This window comes from Lysinibacillus xylanilyticus (assembly GCF_001183605.1).
In the GTDB taxonomy this organism is placed as follows: Bacteria; Bacillota; Bacilli; order Bacillales_A; family Planococcaceae; genus Lysinibacillus; species Lysinibacillus xylanilyticus.
The window spans coordinates 2,178,450-2,204,941 of the sequence record NZ_LFXJ01000005.1 but is presented as its reverse complement, the minus strand read 5'-3'; the positions used below and the strand labels follow the sequence as shown (position 1 = coordinate 2,204,941).

29 protein-coding genes and 1 pseudogene are annotated in these 26,492 nt (G+C 36.7%); 23 read left to right on the top strand and 7 right to left on the bottom strand.

All coding sequences use genetic code 11. From position 1 onward, the window contains the following. The first annotated feature begins 8 nt into the window (after window positions 1–8). Complete coding sequence (locus tag ACZ11_RS13545) at window positions 9–995, top strand: phage lytic cycle repressor MrpR family protein (protein WP_049666874.1); 987 nt, start codon at window positions 9–11, stop codon at window positions 993–995. Window positions 996–1,032: 37 nt separating this feature from the next. Here ACZ11_RS13545 and ACZ11_RS25280 read toward each other — a convergent pair. Continuing rightward, window positions 1,033–1,579 (bottom strand): annotated as a pseudogene (locus ACZ11_RS25280) (IS30 family transposase); the annotation flags it as partial. Between the two features lie 216 nt (window positions 1,580–1,795). Between ACZ11_RS25280 and ACZ11_RS13540 the strand changes: the two are divergent. From ACZ11_RS13540 to ACZ11_RS13515, 7 genes are all read left to right on the top strand, one after another. After that, window positions 1,796–2,260, top strand: a complete 465-nt coding sequence (locus tag ACZ11_RS13540; protein WP_049666871.1) for a hypothetical protein — start codon at window positions 1,796–1,798, stop codon at window positions 2,258–2,260. Window positions 2,261–2,324: 64 nt separating this feature from the next. Beyond that, window positions 2,325–2,498 carry a hypothetical protein gene (locus ACZ11_RS26325; protein WP_161804460.1) on the top strand — a complete coding sequence of 58 codons (174 nt, stop codon included), beginning with the start codon at window positions 2,325–2,327 and terminating at the stop codon, window positions 2,496–2,498. Between the two features lie 35 nt (window positions 2,499–2,533). Continuing rightward, on the top strand, window positions 2,534–2,731 hold the full coding sequence (locus tag ACZ11_RS26320; RefSeq protein WP_049666868.1) for a hypothetical protein: 198 nt from the start codon (window positions 2,534–2,536) through the stop codon (window positions 2,729–2,731). A 239-nt stretch (window positions 2,732–2,970) separates the two neighbouring features. Next, window positions 2,971–3,162 carry a hypothetical protein gene (locus ACZ11_RS13530; protein WP_049666867.1) on the top strand — a complete coding sequence of 64 codons (192 nt, stop codon included), beginning with the start codon at window positions 2,971–2,973 and terminating at the stop codon, window positions 3,160–3,162. 60 nt (window positions 3,163–3,222) lie between these two features. After that, window positions 3,223–3,825, top strand: a complete 603-nt coding sequence (locus ACZ11_RS13525) for a 3D domain-containing protein (RefSeq protein ID WP_049666864.1) — start codon at window positions 3,223–3,225, stop codon at window positions 3,823–3,825. A 154-nt stretch (window positions 3,826–3,979) separates the two neighbouring features. Beyond that, window positions 3,980–4,510 (top strand): NfeD family protein, encoded by a 531-nt coding sequence (locus ACZ11_RS13520; RefSeq protein WP_049666861.1) that lies wholly within the window; start codon window positions 3,980–3,982, stop codon window positions 4,508–4,510. 15 nt (window positions 4,511–4,525) lie between these two features. Next, window positions 4,526–6,091 (top strand): flotillin family protein, encoded by a 1,566-nt coding sequence (locus ACZ11_RS13515; RefSeq protein WP_049666859.1) that lies wholly within the window; start codon window positions 4,526–4,528, stop codon window positions 6,089–6,091. Window positions 6,092–6,127: 36 nt separating this feature from the next. On the opposite strand, the gene ACZ11_RS13510 is transcribed toward ACZ11_RS13515, so the two are convergent. The 3 genes from ACZ11_RS13510 to ACZ11_RS27265 are packed head-to-tail and all read right to left on the bottom strand — an operon-like array spanning window position 6,128 to window position 6,977. Continuing rightward, entirely contained in the window at window positions 6,128–6,679 is a 552-nt protein-coding gene (locus ACZ11_RS13510) for a GNAT family N-acetyltransferase (RefSeq protein ID WP_049666856.1), read from the bottom strand. Window positions 6,680–6,696: 17 nt separating this feature from the next. Continuing rightward, on the bottom strand, window positions 6,697–6,822 hold the full coding sequence (locus ACZ11_RS27270) for a hypothetical protein (RefSeq protein ID WP_269079321.1): 126 nt from the start codon (window positions 6,820–6,822) through the stop codon (window positions 6,697–6,699). A gap of 29 nt (window positions 6,823–6,851) precedes the next feature. Next, the gene (locus ACZ11_RS27265; protein ID WP_269079320.1) at window positions 6,852–6,977 is read right to left on the bottom strand and encodes a hypothetical protein; all 126 of its coding nucleotides are present in this window, start codon (window positions 6,975–6,977) and stop codon (window positions 6,852–6,854) included. A gap of 239 nt (window positions 6,978–7,216) precedes the next feature. Between ACZ11_RS27265 and ACZ11_RS13505 the strand changes: the two genes are divergently transcribed. Beyond that, entirely contained in the window at window positions 7,217–8,425 is a 1,209-nt protein-coding gene (locus ACZ11_RS13505; protein WP_049666853.1) for an MFS transporter, read from the top strand. Window positions 8,426–8,570: 145 nt separating this feature from the next. After that, window positions 8,571–9,242 (top strand): peptidylprolyl isomerase, encoded by a 672-nt coding sequence (locus ACZ11_RS13500; protein WP_049666851.1) that lies wholly within the window; start codon window positions 8,571–8,573, stop codon window positions 9,240–9,242. A gap of 88 nt (window positions 9,243–9,330) precedes the next feature. On the opposite strand, the gene ACZ11_RS13495 is transcribed toward ACZ11_RS13500, so the two are convergent. Further along, window positions 9,331–10,113, bottom strand: a complete 783-nt coding sequence (locus tag ACZ11_RS13495) for an enoyl-ACP reductase FabI (RefSeq protein WP_082172774.1) — start codon at window positions 10,111–10,113, stop codon at window positions 9,331–9,333. Between the two features lie 299 nt (window positions 10,114–10,412). Beyond that, window positions 10,413–10,661, bottom strand: a complete 249-nt coding sequence (locus ACZ11_RS13490) for a ferredoxin (RefSeq protein WP_004232564.1) — start codon at window positions 10,659–10,661, stop codon at window positions 10,413–10,415. Window positions 10,662–10,768: 107 nt separating this feature from the next. Between ACZ11_RS13490 and ACZ11_RS13485 the strand changes: the two genes are divergently transcribed. The 7 genes from ACZ11_RS13485 (at window position 10,769) to ACZ11_RS13455 (ending at window position 18,572) form a co-directional block, all read left to right on the top strand. Beyond that, a complete protein-coding gene (locus tag ACZ11_RS13485; protein WP_049666848.1) occupies window positions 10,769–11,797 on the top strand; it encodes a helix-turn-helix domain-containing protein in 1,029 nt (342 codons plus the stop codon). Beyond that, entirely contained in the window at window positions 11,798–13,237 is a 1,440-nt protein-coding gene (locus ACZ11_RS13480) for a RecQ family ATP-dependent DNA helicase (protein ID WP_049666844.1), read from the top strand. It abuts the gene before it with no gap. 212 nt (window positions 13,238–13,449) lie between these two features. Beyond that, window positions 13,450–14,190 carry a LysM peptidoglycan-binding domain-containing protein gene (locus ACZ11_RS13475; protein ID WP_049666841.1) on the top strand — a complete coding sequence of 247 codons (741 nt, stop codon included), beginning with the start codon at window positions 13,450–13,452 and terminating at the stop codon, window positions 14,188–14,190. Window positions 14,191–14,350: 160 nt separating this feature from the next. Further along, a complete protein-coding gene (locus ACZ11_RS13470; RefSeq protein ID WP_049666839.1) occupies window positions 14,351–15,106 on the top strand; it encodes a metallophosphoesterase in 756 nt (251 codons plus the stop codon). Window positions 15,107–15,224: 118 nt separating this feature from the next. Then, a complete protein-coding gene (locus ACZ11_RS13465) occupies window positions 15,225–16,193 on the top strand; it encodes a YpdA family putative bacillithiol disulfide reductase (RefSeq protein ID WP_049666837.1) in 969 nt (322 codons plus the stop codon). Between the two features lie 272 nt (window positions 16,194–16,465). After that, window positions 16,466–17,026, top strand: coding sequence for a glycerol-3-phosphate acyltransferase (locus ACZ11_RS13460; RefSeq protein WP_049666836.1), 561 nt, complete (start codon window positions 16,466–16,468; stop codon window positions 17,024–17,026). Window positions 17,027–17,030: 4 nt separating this feature from the next. Further along, entirely contained in the window at window positions 17,031–18,572 is a 1,542-nt protein-coding gene (locus ACZ11_RS13455) for an aminotransferase class V-fold PLP-dependent enzyme (protein WP_049666834.1), read from the top strand. A 28-nt stretch (window positions 18,573–18,600) separates the two neighbouring features. On the opposite strand, the gene ACZ11_RS13450 is transcribed toward ACZ11_RS13455, so the two are convergent. Continuing rightward, complete coding sequence (locus ACZ11_RS13450; RefSeq protein ID WP_049666831.1) at window positions 18,601–19,569, bottom strand: asparaginase; 969 nt, start codon at window positions 19,567–19,569, stop codon at window positions 18,601–18,603. Between the two features lie 367 nt (window positions 19,570–19,936). On the opposite strand from ACZ11_RS13450, the gene prsW reads away from it, so the two are divergent. The 6 genes from prsW to rpsA all read left to right on the top strand — a co-directional run bounded on the left by prsW (window position 19,937) and on the right by rpsA (window position 26,237). Further along, a complete protein-coding gene (gene prsW / locus ACZ11_RS13445; protein WP_049666828.1) occupies window positions 19,937–20,611 on the top strand; it encodes a glutamic-type intramembrane protease PrsW in 675 nt (224 codons plus the stop codon). Window positions 20,612–21,095: 484 nt separating this feature from the next. Then, entirely contained in the window at window positions 21,096–21,917 is an 822-nt protein-coding gene (gene sleB, locus ACZ11_RS13440; protein ID WP_049666826.1) for a spore cortex-lytic enzyme, read from the top strand. A 15-nt stretch (window positions 21,918–21,932) separates the two neighbouring features. After that, window positions 21,933–23,216 (top strand): PepSY1/2 domain-containing protein, encoded by a 1,284-nt coding sequence (locus tag ACZ11_RS13435; protein ID WP_049666824.1) that lies wholly within the window; start codon window positions 21,933–21,935, stop codon window positions 23,214–23,216. Between the two features lie 84 nt (window positions 23,217–23,300). Continuing rightward, on the top strand, window positions 23,301–23,960 hold the full coding sequence (locus tag ACZ11_RS13430; RefSeq protein ID WP_049666821.1) for a flagellar brake protein: 660 nt from the start codon (window positions 23,301–23,303) through the stop codon (window positions 23,958–23,960). 363 nt (window positions 23,961–24,323) lie between these two features. Next, a complete protein-coding gene (cmk, locus tag ACZ11_RS13425) occupies window positions 24,324–24,998 on the top strand; it encodes a (d)CMP kinase (protein ID WP_049666818.1) in 675 nt (224 codons plus the stop codon). A 102-nt stretch (window positions 24,999–25,100) separates the two neighbouring features. Further along, a complete protein-coding gene (rpsA, locus tag ACZ11_RS13420; RefSeq protein ID WP_049666816.1) occupies window positions 25,101–26,237 on the top strand; it encodes a 30S ribosomal protein S1 in 1,137 nt (378 codons plus the stop codon). Window positions 26,238–26,492: the final 255 nt, after the last annotated feature.

The following is a 26,492-nucleotide window of genomic DNA, read 5'->3' as shown; positions in this document are numbered from 1 at the left end:
TGTGAAAAATGCTTAAAGATAATGTCTTTAATAAAGATATTAAAGAATGGTATTTAAAATCATTAGATATCCAAGAAAACAGCCTTACTACTTATTTATCGTTATTTAATAAAGCAACGTTGCTAGAATATCAAAAAAATAAAGATATATTTGATATGAATAAGGTAGAGCTGGAAGAGTTATTTTATAGTTTAAAGTCACCAAGCCCACAATCCATAAGTGCTTCTATTAGTTTTATTGCAAGATATATAAACTGGGCGATTATGAACGGCTATACAAGTAATCGTTCACAAAGGCTCCCAAGTAGTATTGATATGGAATACTGTAGTAAATTTGTCTATAAAGCGTCAATTGTACGATATACAAGAGTGCAATTATTAACGTATATGCATTTATTTGACGATCAAAGACATGCCGTATTTCTCCTATGTTTATTTGAGGGAATTAAGGGGGAGGGCTATAGTGAGATCTTGAATTTAAAGATGGAAGATTTGAAGAATGACAATGGAAAATTCCATGCTAAATTGAGAAATAGTAAGGGGTACACTAGAACAATAGAAATCTCAGAAGATTTATATTGGAGGTTGGAGAGGTTAGATAAAGTATCTTCAACGAGTGTACAACCAAAGCAGGGCCAAAAATATTTTTCAGATAGTACTTATATTTTCAAAAAAGCAAATGCTAAGGGTGAGGATATTCAGCTTAGGGCATCGTTTGGAAATAGAGCTTTGGATTTAGCAAAATCAATTTTTGATAACAGTAATTTGATAGCAAGTACAATGCAAGTATCCGGTATGATGTGGTATATATGGGAATTGATCAAACATCAAGAAGAAAAAGTGCTAAATAAAGAAATTCTAGATAAAGTTGCTAGTAAATATGATACTGGGTATGTAAACAAAGATAGTAAGTATGTTAGTTATTCTATACTCCAGCATAAGCTAGATTTTGATTTTATGAGAACAAATTATGGTTTTTTTTATATTGAGTTATAGAACTGGTGAATACCAGTTTTTTTTATTTGGTAATTTGTCAAATTAATTGCAACAGTTGCTCATCAAAATGCCTCGTTTGCAGTTTTCCAACTAAGACATTTTCTTGGGCGGTTGTTGATATAGTTTAATGCTTCTGATAGTTCTTCTGGTGATACTTCATCTAAATTTGTTTGCTTAGGGAAGAACTCGCGAAGTAACCCATTTCCATTTTCGTTACTTCCGCGTTTCCAAAATAGGCATCTGCAAAATAAACATCAATTTTCAAGTCTTTTTCTAACACTTCAGCTAAATTCTTTACCTCGGTCTGTTGTGGCTGTTTTTATAGTGTCTTTTGGTAATTTAGTATGAAGTAGACGTACTGCTCTTTCCATTGATTGGGCTGAGCGATCCGGTATCAAAAAACCAACATACCACCGTGTCATTCGCTCAATAAATGTTGCTACACTACCTTTTGCTTTTCCACGTCCAGATACAACTGTATCTAACTCCCAATGTCCAAAGGTTTCACGTTTACGTACTTCTTTTATGCGATTAGAAATTGGTGTACCAATGTCTAATCTTCCTCTTATTTCGCGAGACTTTTTGGTAATTACATTCTACACAAGGTCGTTATGGGCTTCCTTTATATTTACTTCTGGGTGTTGCACTTAATATTACAATCCGTCTTTTAAAATATATGAAATTGTAAATATTCGCTAAAAATAAACTTGAAAACGAACGTTTGTTCGTGTTAAAATGGAAACAAATATATATTTAATTGATACAGTACTTGTTATAGCAAAGATTAAGGAGGGATATAAATGAATGATAAGGAGACAACGGCAATATTAGAACTAGTAATCTATAAGGATAGAGATATTTCCTTAGAGTTAATGAATGATTTCTATGGGAGCATATCAAATGTGATTTTAAATGACGAAGGAGGTAATGCTCTTGCGTGTGAATGTATGGATAGCTCACTTTCCAGTTTAATTCTTATGGATAAATGGAATGATGATGAGGTCGAACTAATAAAGGGAATAGGTGATACCAAATTTATTTATAAAAAATCACAAGAATTAGATATCTATTATGATAGTTTAGTGCAGTTGGATGACAATAAAGAAAATATTTATTATGTTGTAGAATTCCAAAATATTATTTATTTATATAATGGTTTTCAAAGAAAATCCATTATCGATAACACTATTACATGTTTAAAAAGTCTCAAAGATTATTTAAATATTTACTATCCAGGACATAAAATTTTAGAGAAATTGAATTGATTGCAGCAGGTAGTGTCATAGAATCATTATAGATGAATTAATATAAAATAAGAGGTGTTTTTAAATGGAGAAGTATTTAGTGAAGGATTTTGCATCTGAAATAGTTGAACAATCGAGAGGTAGAATCAGCATGATAGATGCTGAGGCACTGGCGATTGTTTACATAGCAAAGATGAAAAATTTTAATCAAACAAAAAACATAAGGAGGATTGTCCAGGAAATGGTTAAGTGTATTTAAAGAATGGTAAACCCAAATCATGAAAGGAATGATAGGTGATATATACAAAATACGCTGAATCTGTTTACAAAAAATACGGAGTTATTGTAGTAAAAGATAGTATGAGTAATAAATGGAGATTAGTTCAAGAGGAAGATGCTTTTGTTTATTCTAAGAAGTTTCATTCTAAAACGGCAGCTCAAAAATATTTAGATGAATTAATAGGAAATATTATAATGATAATTATGAATTAATGCTAATACTTGCGGAAATGAAGCAATTGATAATAAAGATATCTTTAGCCCAATCAATTGGGTAAGCTTTTGGGGATAAAATACCATAAAAAAATGTTTGTATTAAATAAATTAATGAATATTACAAAACTAATAGACCTAACTTTTATGGATATACATAAGAAGCAAATTATTTTCTTAAAGACAATTAAAAAGACAGGGTAAATGATTAGCTAAATAACTTGAAAGGAAGGGGTTGTATGACTATTAGAAAAAATGAAAAGGGATTAATGGTAGATTATCATGCGATGGCATTAGCGTATGAAGAAATGGGTGATTTAAATTTAACTATTTCAAAAGAGATGGATCATTTGGAGTGGGAAGTAATGAAAGTGATAGAAGCTTTTTTAAAAAATGAATGCACTAGTAAATTAATTAGTACTTATACATAAAACTATAAAAATACATATTTAACGGTCCATAAGGGGCTCTATTGGAGTTAACAGTATCATATGAATCAATATAAAATCATTTTATTCATATTCCTTATCTTACTTTTCTCCTTATTCATAAAAGATGATGAAAAGTGTGGGAATAATAACTTAGACTTGAACAAAATATTTCAAAATACACCCAAGAATAGTTATGAAAATGCAATCACTACAATTCGTAGTAAGGTGGAGCAAATAAAAAAACAAAAATATCAAATGCAACTAGAATTAAAGCAACGAATGCATGAAGAGAAAATTAGAAAAGAACAGCATAACTTAGAGAAACAATATTCTAGTTTGAACAATAAGATTAATACGGAGTGGAGAAATTTTCACGCAACGTATTATAGTAATGACTGTAGAGGATGTAGTGGTATTACTGCTACAGGAATTAATGTTCAGGAAACAATATATTTTAAGAATTTAAGAATTGTAGCCGTTGATCCAACAATTATTCCATTAGGAACAATTGTTGAAATTCAAACCCGTAATGAAAGATTTAAGGCGATTGCTGCTGATAAAGGGGGAGCTATTAAAGGATACAGGTTAGACATACTTGTAGAATCTGAAAAAATAGCAGTTCAATACGGGAGACATGATGTACAAGTGCTCATAATAAAGTAATGTAAATAACATAAAATGAATGATAATTTTATACATAATATTTAGGAGCAGGGTGTTTCAATGCTCCTTTTTGTTTGAAAAATGAGAAAAATTCCGAAACTTTTTGCAAGCTTCATCCGTATAGTAGGTAATACAATGAAAAGGGGTGAACAACTTGACGCTATTTGGCTATTCACTCGAGCAGATCTTTTTAGTGGGATTAATATTCGGGGGTCTTGCAACTCTATTATTTACGTTTTTTAGTGATGCTGTCGAGGGCATTGGTGAGGGGCTACCGATTTTTAATCCAAGTGTCATTCTATCTTTCATTACGTTGATGTCAGCAACAGGATTTATTTTAGAAAAATTAGCCTTCTTCCCTAGCGTTTGGAACATTGTTGCTGCTTTTATCATCGGAGCTATTTTAAGTGCACTATTTTATTTATTTGTTCTTGTTCCGCTACGATCGGCCGATGTATCGTTAGCTTATACAGAAGAATCGCTTGGCGGACAGTTAGGAAAAGTTATTGTTCCAATCCCGACTGATGGTTTTGGAGAGGTAGTTATTGAAACGACTAGTGGAATGATTTCGAAGCGAGCAACAGGATTTGACAATGAGGCTATCGATTACGATACGACGGTACTTGTTGTAGAAGTGAAGGAAGGAACACTTTTTGTGAGATCTTATGATAAGAAATTTTTATAAAGGGGCGATATTTATATGTCAATGGAGATTTTAATTGTTATAGGGATTGTAGCCTTTGTTTTAATTGCACTAGTTGCAATGTATGTGACAAAGTATCGTACAGTGGGTCCTGATGAAGCACTGATTGTAACTGGTAGCTATCTTGGCTCAAAAAATGTACATAAAGATGAGTCAGGAAATCGTATAAAAATTATCCGAGGTGGCGGTACATTCGTTTTCCCGATTTTCCAGCAAGGACAGCCATTAAGCTTATTGTCTAGTAAGCTTGATGTGACAACACCTGAAGTGTATACGGAACAGGGTGTACCGGTTATGGCTGATGGAACAGCTATCATAAAAATCGGTGGTTCCATTTCTGAAATTGCTACTGCGGCGGAGCAGTTTTTAGGAAAGCAAAAGGATGAGCGTGAAAATGAGGCGCGTGAAGTATTAGAAGGACATTTACGTTCGATCTTAGGTTCAATGACGGTTGAGGAAATTTATAAAAACCGTGATAAGTTCTCTCAGGAAGTACAACGTGTTGCGTCTCAGGACTTGGCGAAGATGGGTCTGACAATCGTTTCCTTTACGATTAAAGATGTACGTGATAAAAATGGCTACTTAGAATCCCTTGGTAAGCCACGTATTGCACAGGTTAAACGTGATGCGGATATAGCTACCGCAGATGCAGAAAAGGAAACACGTATTAAGCGCGCTGAAGCATCGAAAGAAGCACAAAAGGCAGAACTTGAACGTGCGACAGAAATTGCAGAAGCAGAAAAAGAAAATCAATTAAAGGTAGCAGAATTCCGTCGTGAGCAAGATATCGCTAAGGCGCGTGCTGACCAAGCGTATGAACTTGAAACGGCTCGAGCAAAGCAGGAAGTTACTGAACAAGAAATGCAAATTCGCATTATCGAGCGTCAAAAGCAAATTGAATTAGAAGAAAAGGAAATTTTACGTCGTGAGAAGCAATACGATTCAGAAGTTAAGAAAAAGGCTGATGCTGATCGTTATGCTATCGAGCAAAATGCAGCGGCAGCCAAAATGCGTGAACTAGCGCAGGCGGATGCGGAGAAATACCGTATCGAATCATTGGCACAAGCCGAAGCAGAAAAAATTCGTTTGGATGGTCTTGCAAAAGCGGATGCTGATCGTGCAAAAGGGGAAACAGATGCAGATATTATTCGTCTTCGTGGTCTAGCCGAAGCCGAGGCAAAGCGTAAAATTGCGGAAGCATTCGAATACTATGGTCAAGCAGCTGTCCTCGATATGATTGTACGCATGATGCCAGAATATGCGAAAGAGCTTGCGAGTCCACTTGGCAATATCGATAAAATTACGGTTGTTGATACTGGCGGTGGAGAAGGAGGAGGCGGTGCTAATAAAGTAACTGCCTACGCAACGAATTTAATGTCAACATTACAGGAATCGTTAAAGGAAACTTCAGGGATTGATGTGAAGGAACTAATTGAAAGCTATGCAGGTAAACATACATTGCGTCCAGAGCTAGAGCGAATAGCAGTAGGCTTAGGAGAGCAAGCACCAGCTTTAACTAGTGAAACGCAAGACGAGATAAAAGAAGCAGTTGAACAAAAATAAAAAAAGTAGCCGCCTGATATCGGGCGGCTACTATTTTTACTTTTCCTTAATTTGTTTCCACTCACTAGCGAGCATACCGTAAGCGACATGGTCAACATAATGGTCATAAAGCCACTCTGCTTCACGAATCGTTCCTTCTTTTGTAAAGCCAAGCCGCTCAGGAATGGCACGGCTTTTTGCGTTGCCAACAGCAGCGCGAATTTCGACTTTATTGAGTTGTAAATCCTCAAAAGCATACTGTAATAATGCCAATACAGTCTTCGTCATAATACCATGTCCTTGAGCGCCTTCACTGAGCCAATAGCCGATAGCAGCTATCTTATTGCTATGATTAATAGTATTAAAGCCAGCAATACCGACTATTTCATTTCGAAAAATGATGGCAAGAGAGAGGCTGCTTTTAGCTTCGTGTCCTTTTATACAGCCTTCAATATATGTCGTTGTATCTGCTACTTCTTTTGTAAAATCCAGCCAAGGCAACCATTCACGTAAATATGCTCGTGATGCATCTGTTAAGGCAAAAACGGCATTAGCATCTTCTAATTCGACAGTACGTAAAGATAATTCCGGATTAATTGTAATTTGCAATGTTATTCACCTCTTTATTATTTTAAGGCATCATGCATAAAGCCCTTCATTTCATGACTAAGAACTGTTAACTCCTCAATGATTTCACTAAAATCTTGAACGAGCTGAGCCTGTTCATTTGTTGCTTCATTGATTTGCCCCATATTTTGCTTAAGGTTTTCAAGGTTTCTATTTATATTTCAGCCACAATTGCCTCTTCTTTTAATGCAAGGTGGATATAGGGTGCTGAAAGTGCTAAAGCTTCAATAATTTTCATGAAAATTCCTCCAAGTCTGTGGAACGAAAATAGTTTAGTCATCTGAGCCCATTTTGCCAATGATTACTTTCACTGTAACACAATATTTGCCAATTCGAAATAGATAAAAACTAAATTTGTATGAAGAAAATGTGAATCGCGGTAAAAATGTCAAATAAAATCATGCGCATAATAATAATAAAAGAGTTAAATTTGTCTATTTTTTGACGAACTATCGTGTGTTTTGAAGATTATTGTATTAGAATAATAGTAGAATTGGCAGAACGTAAGGAGAGAGAGAAATGAATCACATTCAAAAGGGGACAAAGGCGTTTCATAAAGCAAACTGGGCTTTATTTTTAGCAGGATTTATCACCTTCGCCAATTTATATGTAACACAGCCATTATTACCAACATTTGCGAAGGAATTTCATGTATCACCTGCAGTTGCGAGTTTAACGCTCTCTGTGACAACCTTTGCGTTATCCATCAGTATGATTATTGTGGGCTCATTATCAGAGGCATGGGGTAGAAAATCTTTGATGACAATTTCTATTTTTGCGGCATCTATTATTACACTTGCACTTGCCTTTTCTCCTAATTTTGAAACGATACTAGTTTTACGTGTTATACAGGGCGTTGTTTTTGCAGGATTGCCAGCAATAGCAATGGCTTATTTAGGAGAGGAAATGGATCCCTCCAGTTTAGGTATTGCGATGGGATTATACATAAGTGGTAATTCGGTAGGTGGGCTTAGTGGACGAGTGATTATAGGGACATTAACGGATCTTTATAATTGGCAGGTGGGTATGATTGTACTGGGGATCATCAGTCTTATGATTAGCGTATTATTTATCTGGATGCTACCTAACTCCAAGCATTTTACAGCACGTCCATTGCAGATAAAATCATTGGCGACATCTCTTTTACAGCATTTAAAGGATTCATCTATGCTTTGTCTTTTTGGTATTGGCTTTGTATTGATGGGAAGCTTCGTGACTCTTTATAACTACATTGGCTTTAAATTGATGGCGCCACCTTATAATTTAAGTGCTACGATTGTTGGTTGGATTTTTGTAATTTATTTAGTAGGTACGTTTAGCTCTGCTTGGTTCGGTAGTTTGGCTGATCAGTATGGCCGTCAAAAGATGTTGTTATTGTCTATTGCAATCATGTTTGTAGGGGCGATTTTAACATTAAATGGGTTACTTACTTTGAAAATTTTGGGGATTACAATCTTTACATTTGGCTTTTTTGCAGCACACTCGATTGCTAGTGGTTGGGTAAGTAAACGAGCCACTCATGATAAAGCACAAGCCTCCTCGCTCTATTTATTTTTCTATTATTTTGGTTCAAGTATTGGAGGAACAGTAGGTGGGGTATTCTGGATGCATTACGGCTGGGTAGGCGTTATTGCAATGATTGCTGTATTTTTAGTCGTAGCATGCTTATTATCCTTTTTGTTAAAGGTGATTATTGCTAAACAACAACGCATTGCAGCAGGGCACTAGAAATAGTATTTTTTTGCTTAGCTTATTTACTTTCTCGTCCGCATCCATAAATATAGCCTTCTTCATTAATTATTATAAAAATGATTTGTCGTAAACTATCTGATAGTATAATGAGTAGACTGGTGATAAAGAGGAGTTGAAAGATATGTTCGCACGTTATAAAGGATTTTCTATTGTCTTTGCATTGCTGATGGTAGCATTTGTTTTGACAGGTTGTGGAGCTGCTAAAGAAAGTGGGCAATCGGAAGGCAATAAGGCAAAGAAAACGGAAGAAAATGTAGATTACTCATCAAAGGTGAAGGAAAATCCAATTGTAACGATTACGATGAACAATGATGAAAAAATCGTAATCGAATTAGAACCTTCTACAGCGCCGAATACTGTAGCTAATTTTATTTCCTTAGTTAAAAAAGGTTTTTATGATGGTCTTATTTTCCATCGAGTTGTCCCTGATTTTATGATTCAAGGCGGAGATCCTTCGGGTAATGGTACAGGTGGTCCAGACTATTCGATTGAAGGTGAGTTTTCTTCAAATGGTTTTAAAAATGATTTGAAGCATGAACGCGGTGTCATCTCAATGGCTCGTTCGGGTGATCCGAACTCTGCGGGATCTCAATTTTTCATTATGGTAAATGAAGCATCCCATCTTGATGGCGATTATGCTGCCTTTGGGAAAGTAATCGAGGGTATGGAAACAGTAGATGCTATTGTTGCTGCTGAACGAGATGGTGAAAAACCAATAAAAGATCAGAAAATGAAAAAGGTAGAAGTAGATACAAAGGGCTTTGATTATCCAGCCCCAAAGGTACTAAAATAACAGTATGATAATCTGAAAAAGGTAATCTTTATGGAGCCTAACAAAGAAGCATGAGAGATCAATGAAGATCTTTCATGCTTCTTTGTATTTATCCCATAATATTGTAGCCAGCGTCGATGTAAATTGTTTCACCTGTCACACCACGTGATAAGTGAGAAAGCATCACGATTGTCATATCCGCCACTTCGTCTTGTTGAACATTACGTTTTAATGGAGCAGTTTCTTCGATTTTGTGTAAAATTGTATTGAAAGAAGGAACCCCTTTTGCAGCAAGTGTGCGAATCGCTCCAGCTGAAATCGCGTTAACGCGAATATTATCTTTGCCGATATCTGCAGCAAGATATCGCATAGATGCTTCTAATGCAGCTTTCGCTACCCCCATGACATTGTAGCCATCAAGGACACGCTCTGCTCCTAAGTAGCTCATTGTAACGATAGAACCGCCTTCAGTCATATAAGGATGTGCGGCATTTGCTGCTGAGATAAGAGAATAAGCACTAGTATCTTGTGCAAATGCATAGCCATCACGAGTTGTATTTAAGAAGCGATTGTGTAAATCTTCTGCATTAGCAAAGGCTACTGAGTGCACGATACCATGGATAACGCCTACTTTTGTACCAATTTCTTCGAAAGCTGCTTTTGTACTCTCGTCGCTGTTGACATCACATTGTACAATCAGTGAATCAGTTTGTCCGATTTTCTCTAATTGCATTTGTAATTTTTTTAATGAACGTTCTTGGCGATATGTGAAAATAACATTTGCACCTACGTCAAATAAACGTTTTGCGATACCCCAAGCAATACTTCGATCGTTTGCTACGCCCATTACGACAATATTCTTATCTTTTAATTGTAATAAATTATCCATCATCTATAAGAACCCCTTTATGAAATAATATCTGTTATTAGTACCAACTACTAAAATCTTATCATACATAAAAAATGGTTGCAATAACAAGATGAAAAGAGTGACCAACTTTACGTTGAAAAGTACAAAAAATTCATCTCTACTATGAAGGGGATTTTCTGCAAAACTTTTAAATTGATATACAGAACTAACGATTATGTATATCTTGGGGGAATTAATCATGAATCTAATTTTGGTGTTTGTAAAGTGAGGATAAAAATAAAGGCACCCAGTTAAGGGTGCCTTTAAAGATACAATTAAAACTATTCAAATTTTAATGAGTCGCCATCAAAAGTTTCATCTGCTACTTTGATTGAGTCAGTTGGGCATCCTTCGAAAGCATCTTGCATGTCTTCTAGTAGATCTTCTGGAACTTCAGCAGTTCCCATGTTATCATCTAAAATAACGAAGGCAATACCTTCATCATCATAATCATAAATATCTGGTGCTGCGGCCCCGCAAGCGCCACAAGCGATGCATGTATCTTTATCAACAATTGTGTATTTAGCCATTTTTCATTCTCTCCTTTTACATGTTCCTACAAAGCTTCATACTCATTTTAAAGATGTTTATCATACATTTCAACATAAATACTATTAAATTGGAGGAATTTGCGTCTATGTTTCATCAAATTTTATTGCAAATCTTTCAAAAACTAAATAATGAAAGAACAATTTCTGCTGCATATCATGTATTAAGAGGAAAGCGCTCAGGTCAGACTATTCAAGACATCGGCCTATTTCAGTTACATAATTATTTTGGGCTATTACCTAAGTTACCTAGGAAGACATTTGATGAAGCCGTAACTTCGTTTTTACAATATAGTTGGTTAACTATGCAGGATTCTGGTCACTATTCCATGAAAAAGCTAGGTTTACAACGAGCGGAACAGACTCCTGATTTTTTATTTGATGGATGGCACTATCGAGGAAATGAGCATGTATTTTTTGCGAGGTTCTCATTAATTGTACAAAGTTTATCTTTTCAAAGTGCTGGGGTTCGTTCATTTTCTCCTATTAGTAGGGATACGAATATTCAGTCTTGGGTTCGTGCATTTTTAGTCGAGCATAACTATCAAGATGGGCATTTACAGCAACAATTATTGGTGGAATGTGAACAGGTGCTTTCTGTGTTACCCTTATCAGACGCCAACAAACAGCTTGTCCTCTATCGGTTAAGTGGTCATAGTTTACCAGGATGGACGTGGCAGCAGCTTGCGAGTGAACGGAAGGAAACAGTTTTAGATTGTCAATTAGCGTTTATAGAAGTGCTACATACATTTTTAAATGAAGTTCATCAGTCAAATGATTATCCGTTACTTGGAAAAATGGCAGAGGAATTAAGAGTAAAAGCATTACTAACCGATTCAGCGCAGCAAACAGCACATTTATATGAGCAGGGCTATTCAATTGAACAGATTGTGCAAATAAGGAAGCTAAAACAAAGTACAATTGAGGATCATTTGGTGGAATTAGCCATGAATGAACCGAACTTTTCAATTGGTCCATTCGTCTCCTATGAAGAAGCGGAAAAAGTTTGGCAGGCATCGAAACAATATCAAACCAAGAAATTGAAAACATTGCATGAAGTAGTTGAAGGTATGAGTTATTTCCAGTTAAGGCTTGTCCTCGCGAAAGGAGAAGTGTAAATGGAACTTGAACAAACGTTAGCAAAGTATTTTGGCTATACAACATTTCGTCCAGGCCAAAAAGAGGTCATTGAAGCAATCCTAGAAGAAAAAGATGTTATTGCTTTATTACCAACAGGAATGGGGAAATCACTTTGTTATCAGCTACCAGGATATATCTTGCAGAAGCCAATTTTAATTGTTTCTCCTTTACTTTCTCTAATGCAGGATCAAGTAGAGGAGCTAAAACGCTTTGGTGAAAAGAGAGTAGTTGCATTAAACTCATTTTTAACCGTAAGTGAAAAACGCTATGTGTTACATTTTTTAGAGCAGTTTCGTTTTATCTTTACGTCACCAGAGATGCTTTTACAGCAACAAGTTCAAGACAAGCTTTCTCAAATGCAGTTAGGTCTTATCGTAGTGGACGAAGCACACTGTATTTCTCAGTGGGGCTTTGATTTTCGACCAGATTATTTACGAATTGGACAATGGTTTTCGCAAGTAAATCGTCCACCAGTTTTAGCATTATCAGCGACTGCGACGAATAAAGTAGTCAATGATTTACGAGATACATTGTCGCTAGATACCCCATTTGAGTTTTTGTACAATGTGGATCGGCCTAATATTCATCTTGGGCGTGTCGTATTTGAGGATAGGGCAGATAAAGCACATTGGATTATGCAGCATGTTAAAGAAACGGCAGGTCCGGGTATATTATATATGTCTTCGCGGAAGCGTGCTGAACAATATAGCGAAGCGCTTATACAGGCTGGTATACGAGCTGCAGCTTATCATGCAGGCTTTGGTGCTGAAGACCGTCAGTTTATTCAGCAACAATTTATAGACGGTGAACTCGATTGGATTGTGGCTACAAATGCTTTTGGTATGGGTATCAATAAGTCAGATATTCGTCAGGTCATCCATGAAACGATGCCTTCTAATGTAGAAAATTACATGCAGGAAATTGGCCGTGCAGGGCGTGATGGTCAACCGGCGCTCGCAATTTTACTTTATAGTGATGGTGACGAGGAACTTGCGAAATTTGTTGTAACAGGCGATTTGCCAACAGCTAGTCATGTTGATCGATATCAGGAACTACTAAATCAACAAGTATATCCTTCACAAATGTTGAAAAATGGAGAGCTTAGTGAGACCGCTTTTCGTGTTCTTGATTACTGGCTGCAACAAGAAACGTTGGAACAAGTTAAAGAGCGTTTAAACCATTTAGCACTGGAAAAGTATCGTGCTGTCGATAAAATGCATAAAATTACTCAGACAAAAGACTGTATTCGTACACAGTTAGTCGGGTATTTTGGGCAAAAATTGCTGAAAAAACCAGAAAACTGTTGTGAAAATTGTGGAATCCATTATGATGAAATCAATAAGGTACGCTTGAAAGAAGAGAAGAAAATAGAAATGATTCCTTGGAAAAGTCGACTAAAGCAACTTTTGGGTTGTTAAAGGTTCATCCATAGAAAGTCTGGGGTGAAATTTGTTAAAACGTATGCCATTTCGACTGAACGCCCCAAAGAAAGCGCTTAGTCGAAACAGAAATCAACCCCACGTTATGGTGATATGCCTTTTTTAGACTATTATTTACGGTCATTTACTTTTTTCGCAAAATTCGTCATAATAGAATGATAGAAAGCGTAGTAAGGTTGGAGGAACGGCGAATGAGTAAAGAAGATTATCGCGATAAAATCGAAGAACATCGTCAATCTTTTGAAGAAGAACAAAAAGAACAGCAAAATTTATCTAGAGTTTCAAGAATGAAGAAAAATGGAAATGACAATAAAAAGCCAAAAAATACAAAACGAAAACCGCCATTAATGACAATTCTTTTTGTAATTTTTATCTTAATTCCATTATCGATATTAGTCTATTTCTTAAAATTCTATGAACCTGGAACAACAATTGAAGAAGCTGAAAAAAAATCTACGGATCAAGAAGTTGTAGAAATTGACAAGTCAGGGGGAAAAGATAAGGTACCTGTGTCAACTGACAAAAACAAAGAAAAAGAAGACGATAAAGCAGACAAAGACAAAACAAAGGAGCCTTCTAAGAAAGATGCTGAGAGAATAGCAGCAGAGCAGAAGGCAGCTGAGGAAGCGAAAAAGGCCGAAGAAGCTAGAAAAGCCGAGGAAGCTAATAAAGCTGAGCAAGCTAGAATAGCACAAGCAGAAGAGGCTAGAAAAGCGGAACAGGAACGACAGGCCAAGGAAGCACGCGAAGCAGAAAAAGCAAAACAATCTGCAAGTGCAAGTACTCATACTGTAAAAACAAATGATAATCTATATCGTATTGCATTGAATCACTATGGTGATGGCAGTGAAGCTACACTAGCGAAAATTCGTGCAGCAAACGGTATGTCTTCAAATGATGTAAGGATTGGGCAAGTTATTAAATTACCATAAGAAAAGCGGGTGTCATTCTTTGGCAATGATGTTTTTCTAGTATAAAATAATGGACAAACGTCAACACCAAATATGGTTGAGGCGTACGTCTGATTTAGTGAAAAGGCGATTCTTCATTATAATGAATCGTCTTTTTGCTTTCGTAAGGAGATGTGAGGGAATGATTTATTTTGGACTATTTGTTTTAGTAGTCATCGCGTTCCTGCTTTATATGTTGAAGGTGGCACATGAAAATAATGTTTTACATCATCAATTGTTATTAAAGGGTGAACAGGAAAAAATCCGACTATTTTTTATTTCGGATACACATTTACGAAAAATTAACCGTCAGATGATTGAGAAATTAGATGGTCAATTTGATGCTGTTATTATTGGTGGAGATTTTGCGGATGGACGCACACCTATTCTGCGTATTCATGACAATCTAAAATTATTAACTCCTTTAGGACCAACTTATTTTGTATGGGGTAATAATGACAGAGAAGTAGGTGAAGAGCGATTTCGAAATATTTTACAGGAACATGGTGTTCAGATTATTGCCAATGATGCTGTATTACTACCTAAAAAAAACCGCTTTTGGATAAATGCGATTGAAGACACATCTACAATGAAATGTAGATTTGATGAAGCATTTGCAAAAGTAGGAGAGAAAGACTTAGTTGTTTTCATCGCACATAACCCTGGTGTTTTTGCAAGAGTCCGTGAAAAATTTAGGGCAGATTTAATGATTGGTGGGCATTTACACGGTGGTCAAATTAGAATTGGTCCATACGGTATGCATCCAAACGGTTCTTATCGGGAGCGTGATGGTGTGATGACATTAGTAAGTAACGGCTATGGTACGACATTATTACCTTTCCGACTGGGTGCGAGACCACAGTGTCATATTATTGACATCGAAATTTCGGGTAAATAAACAACCAAAACCCACTGGAAGGCGTATAATGGAAGCGATAAGGATTTATTCGGTAAAAGCCCGATTATGGATTAGTATTAGCAAATAGCTGATACAAAGTTGATAGGAGTGTCAAGAAATGCAGCAAGTAGATGCAATTATTGTTGGGGGAGGCCCATGTGGTTTATCAGCAGCAATAGCCTTGCAAAACATTGGATTAAAGCCAATTGTTATTGAAAAAGGAAATATCGTAAATGCGATTTATAATTACCCTACACATCAAACTTTTTTTAGTACGAGTGAACGTCTAGCTATTGGGGATGTGCCCTTTATTATTGAAGGTCGTAAACCAAAGCGAAATCAAGCACTAGTTTATTATCGAGAAGTTGTGCGTTTGAAAGATATTCAAGTAAACCGCTTCGAGAAAGTAAATAGCGTTTTAAAAAATGGAACGGTGTTTACAGTAACTTCAGATAAAGAGATATATACAACACCTTATGTTGTGATCGCAACAGGCTACTATGACCATCCAAATTATTTAAACATCCCAGGTGAAAAATTACCGAAAGTCTTCCATTACTTTAAAGAGGGGCATGAATATTTTGATACTGATGTTCTAGTAATAGGTGGGAAGAATTCGGCAGTGGATGCGGCGCTTGAGTTGAATAAGGCTGGAGCTCGCGTCACTGTTGCCTATCGAGGAAGTGAGTATTCATCTAGCATCAAGCCTTGGGTTTTACCGGAGTTTGAAGGAGTAGTACGAAACGGAGAAGTCCAAATGCATTTCAATACAAATATACTGGAAATCCGTGAGCATGAGGTCGTAGTAGAAATTGATGGTAGCAAGAAAACTTTAAAAAATGATTTTGTATTTGCGATGACAGGCTATCATCCAGATCATTCATTTATTCGAGCAATGGGTGTCTCTATTGATTATGAAACGGGTCGTCCTTTCTTTAATCCAGAAACACTGGAAACAAATGTAGAAGGATTATTTATTGCAGGAGTTATTGCAGCTGGAAATAATGCCAATGAAATTTTTATTGAAAATGGCCGTTTCCATGGCGACTGTATAGCGAAGACAATTGCCAATAGAGCGAAATGGTAATAGGAGCTGTATAAGCGTGTATGCTTATACAGCTTTTTTTAAAACGTCGGATAGTTGAGAGAAAGCGACGGAAAGAATTCGAAGCAACTGCAAGAAGGGCCAGAGCGACGGAAAGAGGTCGAAGTGACGGAAAGAAGGGTCATGGCGACGGATAAAAGAACAACGCAACTCATCGGACGCCACAGAAAAGTGCCCAGTAGGATTGGAAATCTAACCCATGTAAAGGTGATGAGACAAAATTTCATCGAAGCTGATAAAAAAGGTGTGAAAGAATGCTTGGATTATATTGGTTTCTAAGTTATATTGTAGGGAACTTCATGACGGCATATGTCGTTGGAAAAGCATATGGTGTTAATTTACAGGAAGAAAGAAGTAAAAACCTAGGGGCTAGAAATGCTGGCAGTGTAATTGGGAAAGGTGCTTTTCTATGGACCTTTTTAGGGGATTCTTTAAAAGGTGTGCTTATTGTCGGTGCAGGACGTTTATTGCATTTCGAAGAATGGGAAATCGTTATAGGCGCTAGTTTGGGCGTGCTTGGTCATATGTTTCCGTTTTGGCTTAAGTTTAATGGGGGAAAAGGAGTAGCAACTTTTATAGGTGTAGGTCTGGCATTATCTCCGAGCTTATTTTTTATGATAGTTGTTGGAACTGCCATTACACTAATTGTCACTAGAAGTTTAACACTTAGTATGATAGGTGGCTTTCTATTATATGCTGGAGCGATTATCTATACAGATAAATTAGTGTTATATATGCCAATTCTAGTAGCGATATTTTTTATGATTATTAAACATATGTCCAATATTAAAGAAGCTTTAGGAAGAAGGAAGTGATTATATGTATTGGTGTAAAATTGCGCATACAGAAGCGGAGTTTGAGGAAATTGCACGATTAAATTATGAAACCTTTGTCGAAGAAATTCCACAGCATAAACCAAACTCCGAAAGAAAAAAAGTTGACCGTTTTCATCATGAAAATACGTATATTGTTGTTTATAAAGGAATAGAACTTATAGGCATGCTTGCATTTAGAGATCAAAGGCCGTTCTCAATCGATGAAAAGATAGGAAAGGTTGAGCAGTATTTATCAAAAGAGATTAGTACTAAGCTATGTGAAATTAGATTGCTTGCCGTCAAGAAGGCATATCGAACAGGAAGAGTATTGCTAAAATTGACACAGGCACTAACTGCTTTTGTCTACGAAAAAGGTTATTCGGCAGCGGTTATCTCAGGTACTACTCGTGAAGAGAAACTTTATAAGCAAATGGAATTTACCCAATTTGCACCTGCTACTGGGACAGAGGATGCTTTATTTTTACCAATGGTATTAACGCGACAGCAGTTTGAAAAGTCTTTGCAGCAAAGACTTGCGAAGGAGTGCCATACATTTTATCCAGGTCCAGTGAAACAAAGCGAATTATTTATGTATTCAGAGCTTTCTCATCGTTCGTTAGGCTTTCAATCATTATTTGAGCAAATGAGAAATAAGTTGCTTCAACTATCAGGAGCGGAGCATGTAGCCACAATTGTAGGAACTGGGACATTGGCAAATGAAGTTATGCTAGGGCAATTAAAGGCTCAACAACTAGGGCGTGGACTGATTTTAACAAATGGTGAGTTTGGAGAACGTCTTCGAAAACAAGCAGAGAGATGGTCATTAGATTTTGATGTCATTGAGCAAGAGTGGGGAAGTTCCTTTGATACAAATATGCTGGACTCTTATTTGCAAAACAGAACTTATCAATGGCTTCTTGCAGTACATGGAGAAACATCAACTGGTACTTGTAATGATATAAAGGAAATTTTACAGCTTACAAAGCGATATAACGTAAAGCTTTGCATTGATTGCATTAGTTCTTTCGGAGCAATGCCGTTTTCTTTAAAAGATTGTTATTTAGCGACTGCAGTGAGTGGAAAAGCAATTGGTGCACTCAGTGGCTTGGCTTTTGTTTTTTCGCAAAACATTGTGAAATCTTCTTCAGCATTACCAGCTTATCTCGATTTAGCTAATTACCAGCAAGGTGCGATTCCGTTTACATTACCAGCAGTACTTGTTGCAAATGTTGCTGCAGCATTACAAGCATATCCAGAAAGATATGGACAGCTACAGCAACGCTTTAAAACATTGCTGCAGCTACCATATATGCACTACCAAGTTTCAACAACACAGTATCCGATGCTAATCACTTTACAACTTCCTAAGGCTTTGGCAAATCTACAGAGAGATTTAAATTTAAATGGTTATTATGTTCATGCTAATAGCCAATACTTACGCCAAAGAAATTTCATGCAGCTCTCTGTTATTCAGCCAGATTTTGAGATAGCAATCAATCATTTACATAAAATCTTGAATTATTATAAGCAGATTGTAGATGCATAACTATAAGTGAATATTGAATACATTAGCCTTACATGAAAAATTCTTTTAAATCAAGAGGAACCCCTACTTTGTTGAGTCCAATTAATAATTTTAATCGCGCCTTTTGACCATTAATACCGGTTGCAAATATAGTTCCTAAGTCTTCGAGCATCTTGCCACCGCCAACATAGCCGTAAACACCTTCTGCAATTCCATTAAAACAACGGGATACGAGTATAACAGGAATACCGCGCTCTAAAAGACTTTCAATACCTTTAACAACCGTTGGAGGGACGTTGCCTTGTCCAAGTCCCTCTAACACAACTCCATCATATTTACATGCAAGTACTACATCAAGTAAGTCAACTTCCATGCCAGCATACACTTTCAGCATGGCTACTCGTTTTGATAACCCATCAATTTCCACATATTGACGGCGGATAGGTGCATGATGAAATAATATTCTTGATTTTGTAATAAGTCCTATCGGGCCATATTGAGGTGACTGAAAAGTATTTACAGAACTAGTGCTTGTTTTTGTAGTGTTAACAGCAAGGTGGACCTCGTCGTTCATGACAACTAGTACACCTTTCTCACGAGCTTCTTCATCTACGGCTACACGGACAGCTTCTACTAAATTATAAATACCGTCTGCACCAAGTTCGTTTGAGGAGCGCATTGCACCTGTTAAGACAATAGGAATTGATAAATCAGTCGTTAACTCTAAAAAATAAGCTGTTTCTTCTAATGTATCTGTACCATGAGTGATAACAACGCCATCTATTTTCTCCTCTGAAACTTTGTCGATAATAAGATTGCGTAATTTAAGCATTTCTTTTTGTGTAATATGTGGTGATGGGAGGTTAAAAGCCTCCATTTCAATAATTGAAGCAAGTGCATCAAGTTTACTACTTTCCTTCATTAAAGGATTTTCCTTGTTTGGCATAACGGCACCTTCATCGCTCATCGCCATAGAAATAGTTCCACCTGTATGAATTAATAAAATTGTTTTTTTCATAAAAATTATTTATCTCCTTTTAAAAAGTTTTATGTCATATCATGGTATAATAATATCAGTTTATCTTCGTGTAACAGATATTTTTTTGTCGAAAACAGAAGTTTAATGACTCAGAAGAAGTTTGCCACCTGAGATATACGGATTTGTTTTTTTATGCGAGTGTCCAATAATCGGTAGAAAAAGATTAACTTGGGATAAGGAATTTTACATCCTTTGAAAACGCCGAAGTTAACCAACATTTTGCGCTACCGCTTCATTTCCGCGCGGAAAACATTTGTTGGTTTATTCATTAGAAGGATGTCAAGAATTTTAAAATCTTAACATAATTATGTCAAGGCGAAATTGATTTTTGAAAGGAGCCGGCATCATGATCATTCTATTATCAGCTGCCATTGCTCCCGGTCTAGCGCTTTTTAGTTACTTTTATTTGCGCAATCAGATGGCAACGGAGCCAAGAAGAACCTTACTTCAAACGTTTTTGTATGGCGCATTTTTAACGTTCCCGATCTTGTTCTTACAATATGTATTAACAGAGGAAGGGGTCTTTCATTATCTTTATTTACAAGATGTAGTTTTTTCTAGTGTAGTTGAAGAGTTTTTTAAATGGTTTGTACTTTTAATCGCAATCTACAATCATGTAGAATTCGATGATCCCTATGATGGCATACTGTATGGTGCAAGTATATCTCTTGGTTTTGCCACGATAGAAAATGTGCTTTATTTATTTTCTTTCGGTTTGAATACTGCATTTATGCGTGCATTATTACCAGTATCAAGTCATGCTTTGTTCGGTGTTGTAATGGGCTATTATTATGGACGTGCCAAGTTTTCTAAGCTTGCAAAGACGAAAGAAATGATTGCTATGGCGTTATGTGCACCGGTAGTATTACACATTTTATATAATACAATTTTATCATTCAAAGGATATTGGGTATATTTAATGATCCCCTTTATGCTATTTTTGTGGTGGTTTGGGCTACGAAAAGTCAAGCTCGCTCACTATCACCTAGTACAACATTTGCATATGCATAAAAAAATATAAAGCGTAGAAATCTAAAAAAGATTTCTGCGCTTTTCTATTTTTTAACTTCTTTCAGCAAGTGTTCTTTGTAGCGAAAGCAAAGCGTCAGCTACAGAAATCTTCCTCCTTTATAGGTGGTGAGATGAATACGGATTTAAGTTACTTTTCAGCGGGTGTCCAAACACCTGTACCTGTCGCTACGCTTTCGGTACAGAAAACATTGCTGAAATAGAGGAACTCAGGCTAAGAGCTTCACATCCTGTGAAAACGCCTGAGTGACCAACGTCGTGTTGGCCTAAAGCCTCTGGTGGATGTCGCGGAATCGGAAAGGAGTTCTTAAAGGATGTTAGCCTAAAAGCATCGCATCCATGTGATAACGGCTAATTGACCTGCATTTAGCAGGCTTAAGCACAAAGCCGATTCCAGACGAAATTTTGCCGAGGCAAAATTGATATGTATAAAATAAGTCATTTGTTTCAAGCTATGAAAAAAAGGAGTGATGATAATGCGTTTTGTAAGCATAGTTTTTGCCTTGATGTTGGGGATTAGTATATTTGCTATTCCGCAAAATGACGCCATTGCATTTACCGAGCAACAGATTTCTCGTGGTGCTTATGGAGATGATGTAATTGAGCTACAGGCAAGGCTACAATACTTAGGATTTTATAAAAGTAAAATTGATGGCAAATTTGGCTATAACACATATTGGGCTTTACGAATTTTCCAAGAAAAATATGGTTTACCAGTAGATGGGGTAGCCGGCGCTAAAACTAAAAAAGCTTTATCGGGTTATTCAGATTACGATGAAGGATGGGTAAAAGCGCAATTAAATGCAGGAAATCAATTTACTTATTATGGTGGCATTCCACTTGAACGGCAAGTGAAAACAAACACTGGCGGTGGTGGAGGAGGAGGTAATAGTAGCGGTAGTAGTAATAATAATGGGACTAAAACTCAAGTACCTCCAAAGTATACTGACAGAGATATACAGTTAATGGCGAATGCGGTTTATGGTGAAGCTAGGGGAGAGCCTTATGAAGGTCAAGTGGCTGTAGCGGCTGTTATTTTAAATCGTTTGGAAAGCCCTGAATTCCCAAATACTATTTCAGGTATTATTTTCCAACCACTAGCATTTACTGCGGTGGCAGATGGACAAATTTGGCTTGAACCAAATGAACGTGCAAAAGAAGCAGTTCTTGATGCTATGAATGGATGGGATCCTTCAGAAAATGCACTTTATTATTTTAATCCTAAAACAGCTACAAGTAAGTGGATTTGGTCACGACCTCAAATTAAACGAATTGGTGAACACATTTTCTGTTCATAAGGAAGGAGGAAAAAAATGAGAACTATGCTCGTTATACTCACTGCGGCAGTTATTGGCTTAGGGGCATATAGCATTAATATGCACGGAAAAAATGTAAGTTTACAACGTACTGTGCTAGCTCAGTACACAGATAATTTAACGGATGCATCAGAGAAATTATCGCATTTACAGCGATCTGTTTCACAATCTCTATTGTTTCGGGATGACAATGCCATTCACAATGAGTTAGATTCTGTTTGGCGACTAAGCTCTGACGTTCGATCTTCGATGTCGAATATTCCTATCGGGCAGGAAATGTCTAACGACTGGCTAAGTTACTTAGGGCGTCTAGGAGATGAGGCAAAGAAAACAGCTGAAACAGGTGATTACGAAGCTTGGCGAGAAAAAATGCCACAAATCTCTACAAATTTACAATCACTCTCAGATGATTGGTCAGCAGCAACAGTAGATTTTTATAAAAACAACGGTAAGATGGATGTCTGGTTACGACAAGTAGATACTAAGAACCCAAATACAACATTTGATAATGTTCAAAAGACATTAAAGGATTACAGCGAAAAAGACTTCCCACTTACATTAAGTGAATCGGATTGGCAGAAAAAAATAGAGCTTAAAGCATTACAAGATTCAGTCATTACTGAAAAAGAAGCATTGGAAAAAGTAAAACAATTATTCCCTATCTTAAAAGATGCAACATTTACTGTAACGAAAAGTAGCGATACTGCACCATATCCGTTTTATCATATCCAATTCCACCAAGATATTCGTTTAGGATATGTTGATCTAACAGAAAAGGGTGGACATTTAATATCCTATTTAGTGGAACGTCCAGTAGATGAAGCAAGGCTATCACAAGATGAAATTATGAAAAAAGCTGAAGAAAATGTAAAACGACTTGGAATGAGTGATGTTGCATTTGTGGAATCTCGTGAAAACCATCAAGCATGGCATGTGACATTTGCACGGGTTCACCCAGGCGATAATGCATTGGTTTATGCAGATGGGGTGCAATTAAAACTTGCTAAGGATACAGGCGAGTTACTTGGTGTAAATGCGATGGAATATATTCAGGCAGAGACGATTAAACCACAAACTGCAAAACCAATTGATTGGAAAACTTTCTTCGATGATGATGTGAAAGTACAAGAAGTAAGAAATATTTATACTGATAACGGTTCATATGAACAACGTCTTTGCTATGAGGTAATTGCGGTCCGTGATAAAAACGCGCAAGAAACATTCAGAATTGTTATTGACGCTGAAAATCACAACGTTTTAAAAGTGGAATATTTAACTTGATATAAGAAAAAACTACCAGTTCATATAGCCAAAGTGAGCATCTCATGCGATAATATAGGTATATTTGTGTTCGGGGAGATGCTCATGGAAATAAAAATTGGTACTCAATTAGAACTTGAACCAACTTATACAGAACGTGTTGAAAAATTCCGCTGTAAAGTTGTAGAGCAAAAAGAAAGTATTATTTATATCGATTATCCAATAAATGTTGCCACAAAGAAAACCGCTTTTTTAATAGATGGATCTGAATTTAGAGCAACTTTTCGCACAGAGGATAAGCATTCATTTGCATTCAATACTGAAGTGATTGGACGTAAAGCTGGTAATATACCTATGATTATGTTGCATTGTCCAAAAGCAGATGACTTTATCAAAATTCAACGTCGTGAATATGTACGTGTGGAAACACCTGTGGATGTAGCGATACAGTTTAAGGATTACAAATATCAGCTAGTAACAACGGATATTAGTGCAGGTGGTTTGGCAGTGACCTTGAAAGGGGCAATTGCTTTTCAAGATGATGATGAGGTTAAGTTAACAATCGTTTTACCTTTTGCCAATGGGGATGCAAAATACGTGGTCACAGATGCGACGGTTGTTCGTATATTCGAAAATGATGACCAAAAAATTGCGACTATTCAATTAACAGATACTGATGATGTAGACCAACAGCATATTGTTCGTTTCTGCTTTGAACGTCAATTAGTGAATCGTCGTAAAGAAATAAATCCTTTTGATGCTTGATTTTTTACGCTTATTAACTTCTTAAAGTGGGTGTCCAATTAACTGCTGAAATAGCGGAACTCAGTCTAAGAACGCCACTTCCTGTGGCAACGACTGAGTGACCAACATCGTGCCGCTGACGCTACGTTAGCACTACGCTTTCGCGAAAAAACATTTGTTGGCCCAAAGCCTGCTGACGCAATTTATGTCGAGGCATAATTGATTGGTCTTCCCATTCACTATTGGTGAGTGGAAAATACCATGAAATTTTGCAGGGAGTTTACACACCTTCAAATCGAGTAGTATTTTTGATTTAAGAAAGCCCTCTGCTTAAAGAGGGCTTTTTTATGATACAATATGGTGTGATAGAAAGTAGGGAAGAATATGAAAAAAAGCATTCAAATTGCGATTGATGGACCGGCTGGTGCTGGGAAAAGCACAATCGCGAAAATTGTTGCAGAGGCACTTGGATTTACTTATATCGACACAGGTGCTATGTATCGTGCTGTGACGTATAAAGCAATGCAACAAAACATACATTTAGATGATGAAACAAAATTAGCAGAAATGCTAGCATCTAGCACAATTGAATTAAAGCCTTCTTCTGAAGGACAACTTGTCTTTTTAGACGGGAAGAATGTGTCGGCAGAAATTCGATCAAATGAGGTAACTTCATCTGTTTCACAAGTAGCGGCCCACGCTAAAGTACGTGAACTATTAGTAGCACAGCAACAAAAACTTGCGGCTAATGGTGGTGTTGTTATGGATGGGCGCGATATTGCTACGCATGTATTAAAGACTGCAGAACTAAAAATCTTTATGTCTGCAACTGTAGAAGAGAGAGCAAGACGTCGTTTTATTGATAATCAAAAACGAGGAATTGAATCTTCTATCGAAAAGCTTCAAGAGGAAATTGCCCTGCGCGATAAAATGGATAGCGAGCGTGAAGCATCGCCACTAATTCAGGCAGCAGATGCCACATTTTTAGATACGACAGCATTATCAATTGATGAAGCTGCACAGGCCATTTTAAAATTAGCGCAAGAAAAAATGATATAAATCCTAAAATTTCAGACAATTTTTGAATTTAAAGGATTTATTTTTGTCTTTATCTTCAATTTCGAATAAAATAGTAAGGGAAGATGCGAAGGAGGGTTACATATGTCTGAAGAAATGAACTATGCAGAACAAACGTTTAACGAAGGTGATATCGTCAAAGGTATTGCAGAGCAAGTTGATGAAAAAGCGGTAACTGTTTCAATTCCAGGTGCACCATTTGACGGTATTGTACCAATAAGTGAACTATCAAGCTTACACATTGAAAAAGCGTCTGACGTAATTTCTGTTGGGGATGAGTTGGAGTTGATGATTACAAAAGTTGAAGAAGAAAACTATGTATTATCAAAACGTAAAGTAGATGCTGCAAAAGCATGGGATACACTTGAGCAACAATTCAACGCTGGGGAAATTTTCGAAGCGGAAGTAAAAGATATTGTTAAAGGCGGTCTTGTCGTTGATTTAGGAGTACGTGGCTTCGTTCCAGCATCCCTAGTAGAAGACTACTTTGTTGATGATTTTGAAGACTATAAAGGCAAATCCCTTAGCTTCAAAATTGTTGAGCTTGATAAAGAAAAAAATCGCTTAATTTTATCACATCGTGCTGTAGTGGAAGCTGAAAAAGCTACTCAAAAGAAAGATGTTATTAACCAAATTAAAACTGGTGATGTTTTAGATGGTAAAGTACAGCGTATCGCTTCATTTGGTGCATTTATTGACCTTGGTGGTATTGATGGCCTTGTGCATATTTCACAAGTGTCTCATGAACATGTGAGTGATGTGAGCGAGGTTTTATCAGAAGGACAAGAGGTGAAGGTAAAAGTCCTTTCTGTAGACCCAGAAAATGAGCGTATTTCACTATCCATTAAGGACACGATTCCTGGTCCTTGGTCACACATCGAAGAGCGTGCAGCTAAAGGGACAGTGCTAGATGGAAAAGTAAAACGTCTTACTTCATTTGGAGCATTTGTGGAAGTTTTCCCAGGTGTAGAAGGTTTAGTGCATATTTCGCAAATTGCGCATAAGCATATAAACACGCCACACGAAGCTCTAAAAGAAGGACAGGATGTACAGGTAAAAGTGCTTGACGTTAATGCTGAAGATGGCCGCTTAGCATTGAGCATTAAGGATTTACTTGAAAATCCTGACGCAGAGGAAGTAGTCGACTATGAATTACCAGAAGAAAACACAGGCTTCTCTTTCGGTGATGTCATTGGCGATAAACTGAAAAATTTTAAATAAACAAGGCAAGCGAGGATGCAGTTTGTATCCTCGCTTTTTATATGGAGGAACCGGATAGTAGAATCAAAGAAATGGATAGAATAAGTCAAAGCGAGGATAGCCACATCGAACCACAAGATTTAAGAGGTAACGATGAAATAAATTCCAGAGAAATGAACAGAACTGTACATAGCGCACTCTTTTATGGATATGATATGATATAATGGCATTTTTCGTGTATAATAGCGAAAGACAAGAAGTTGGAAGGATGAAGTA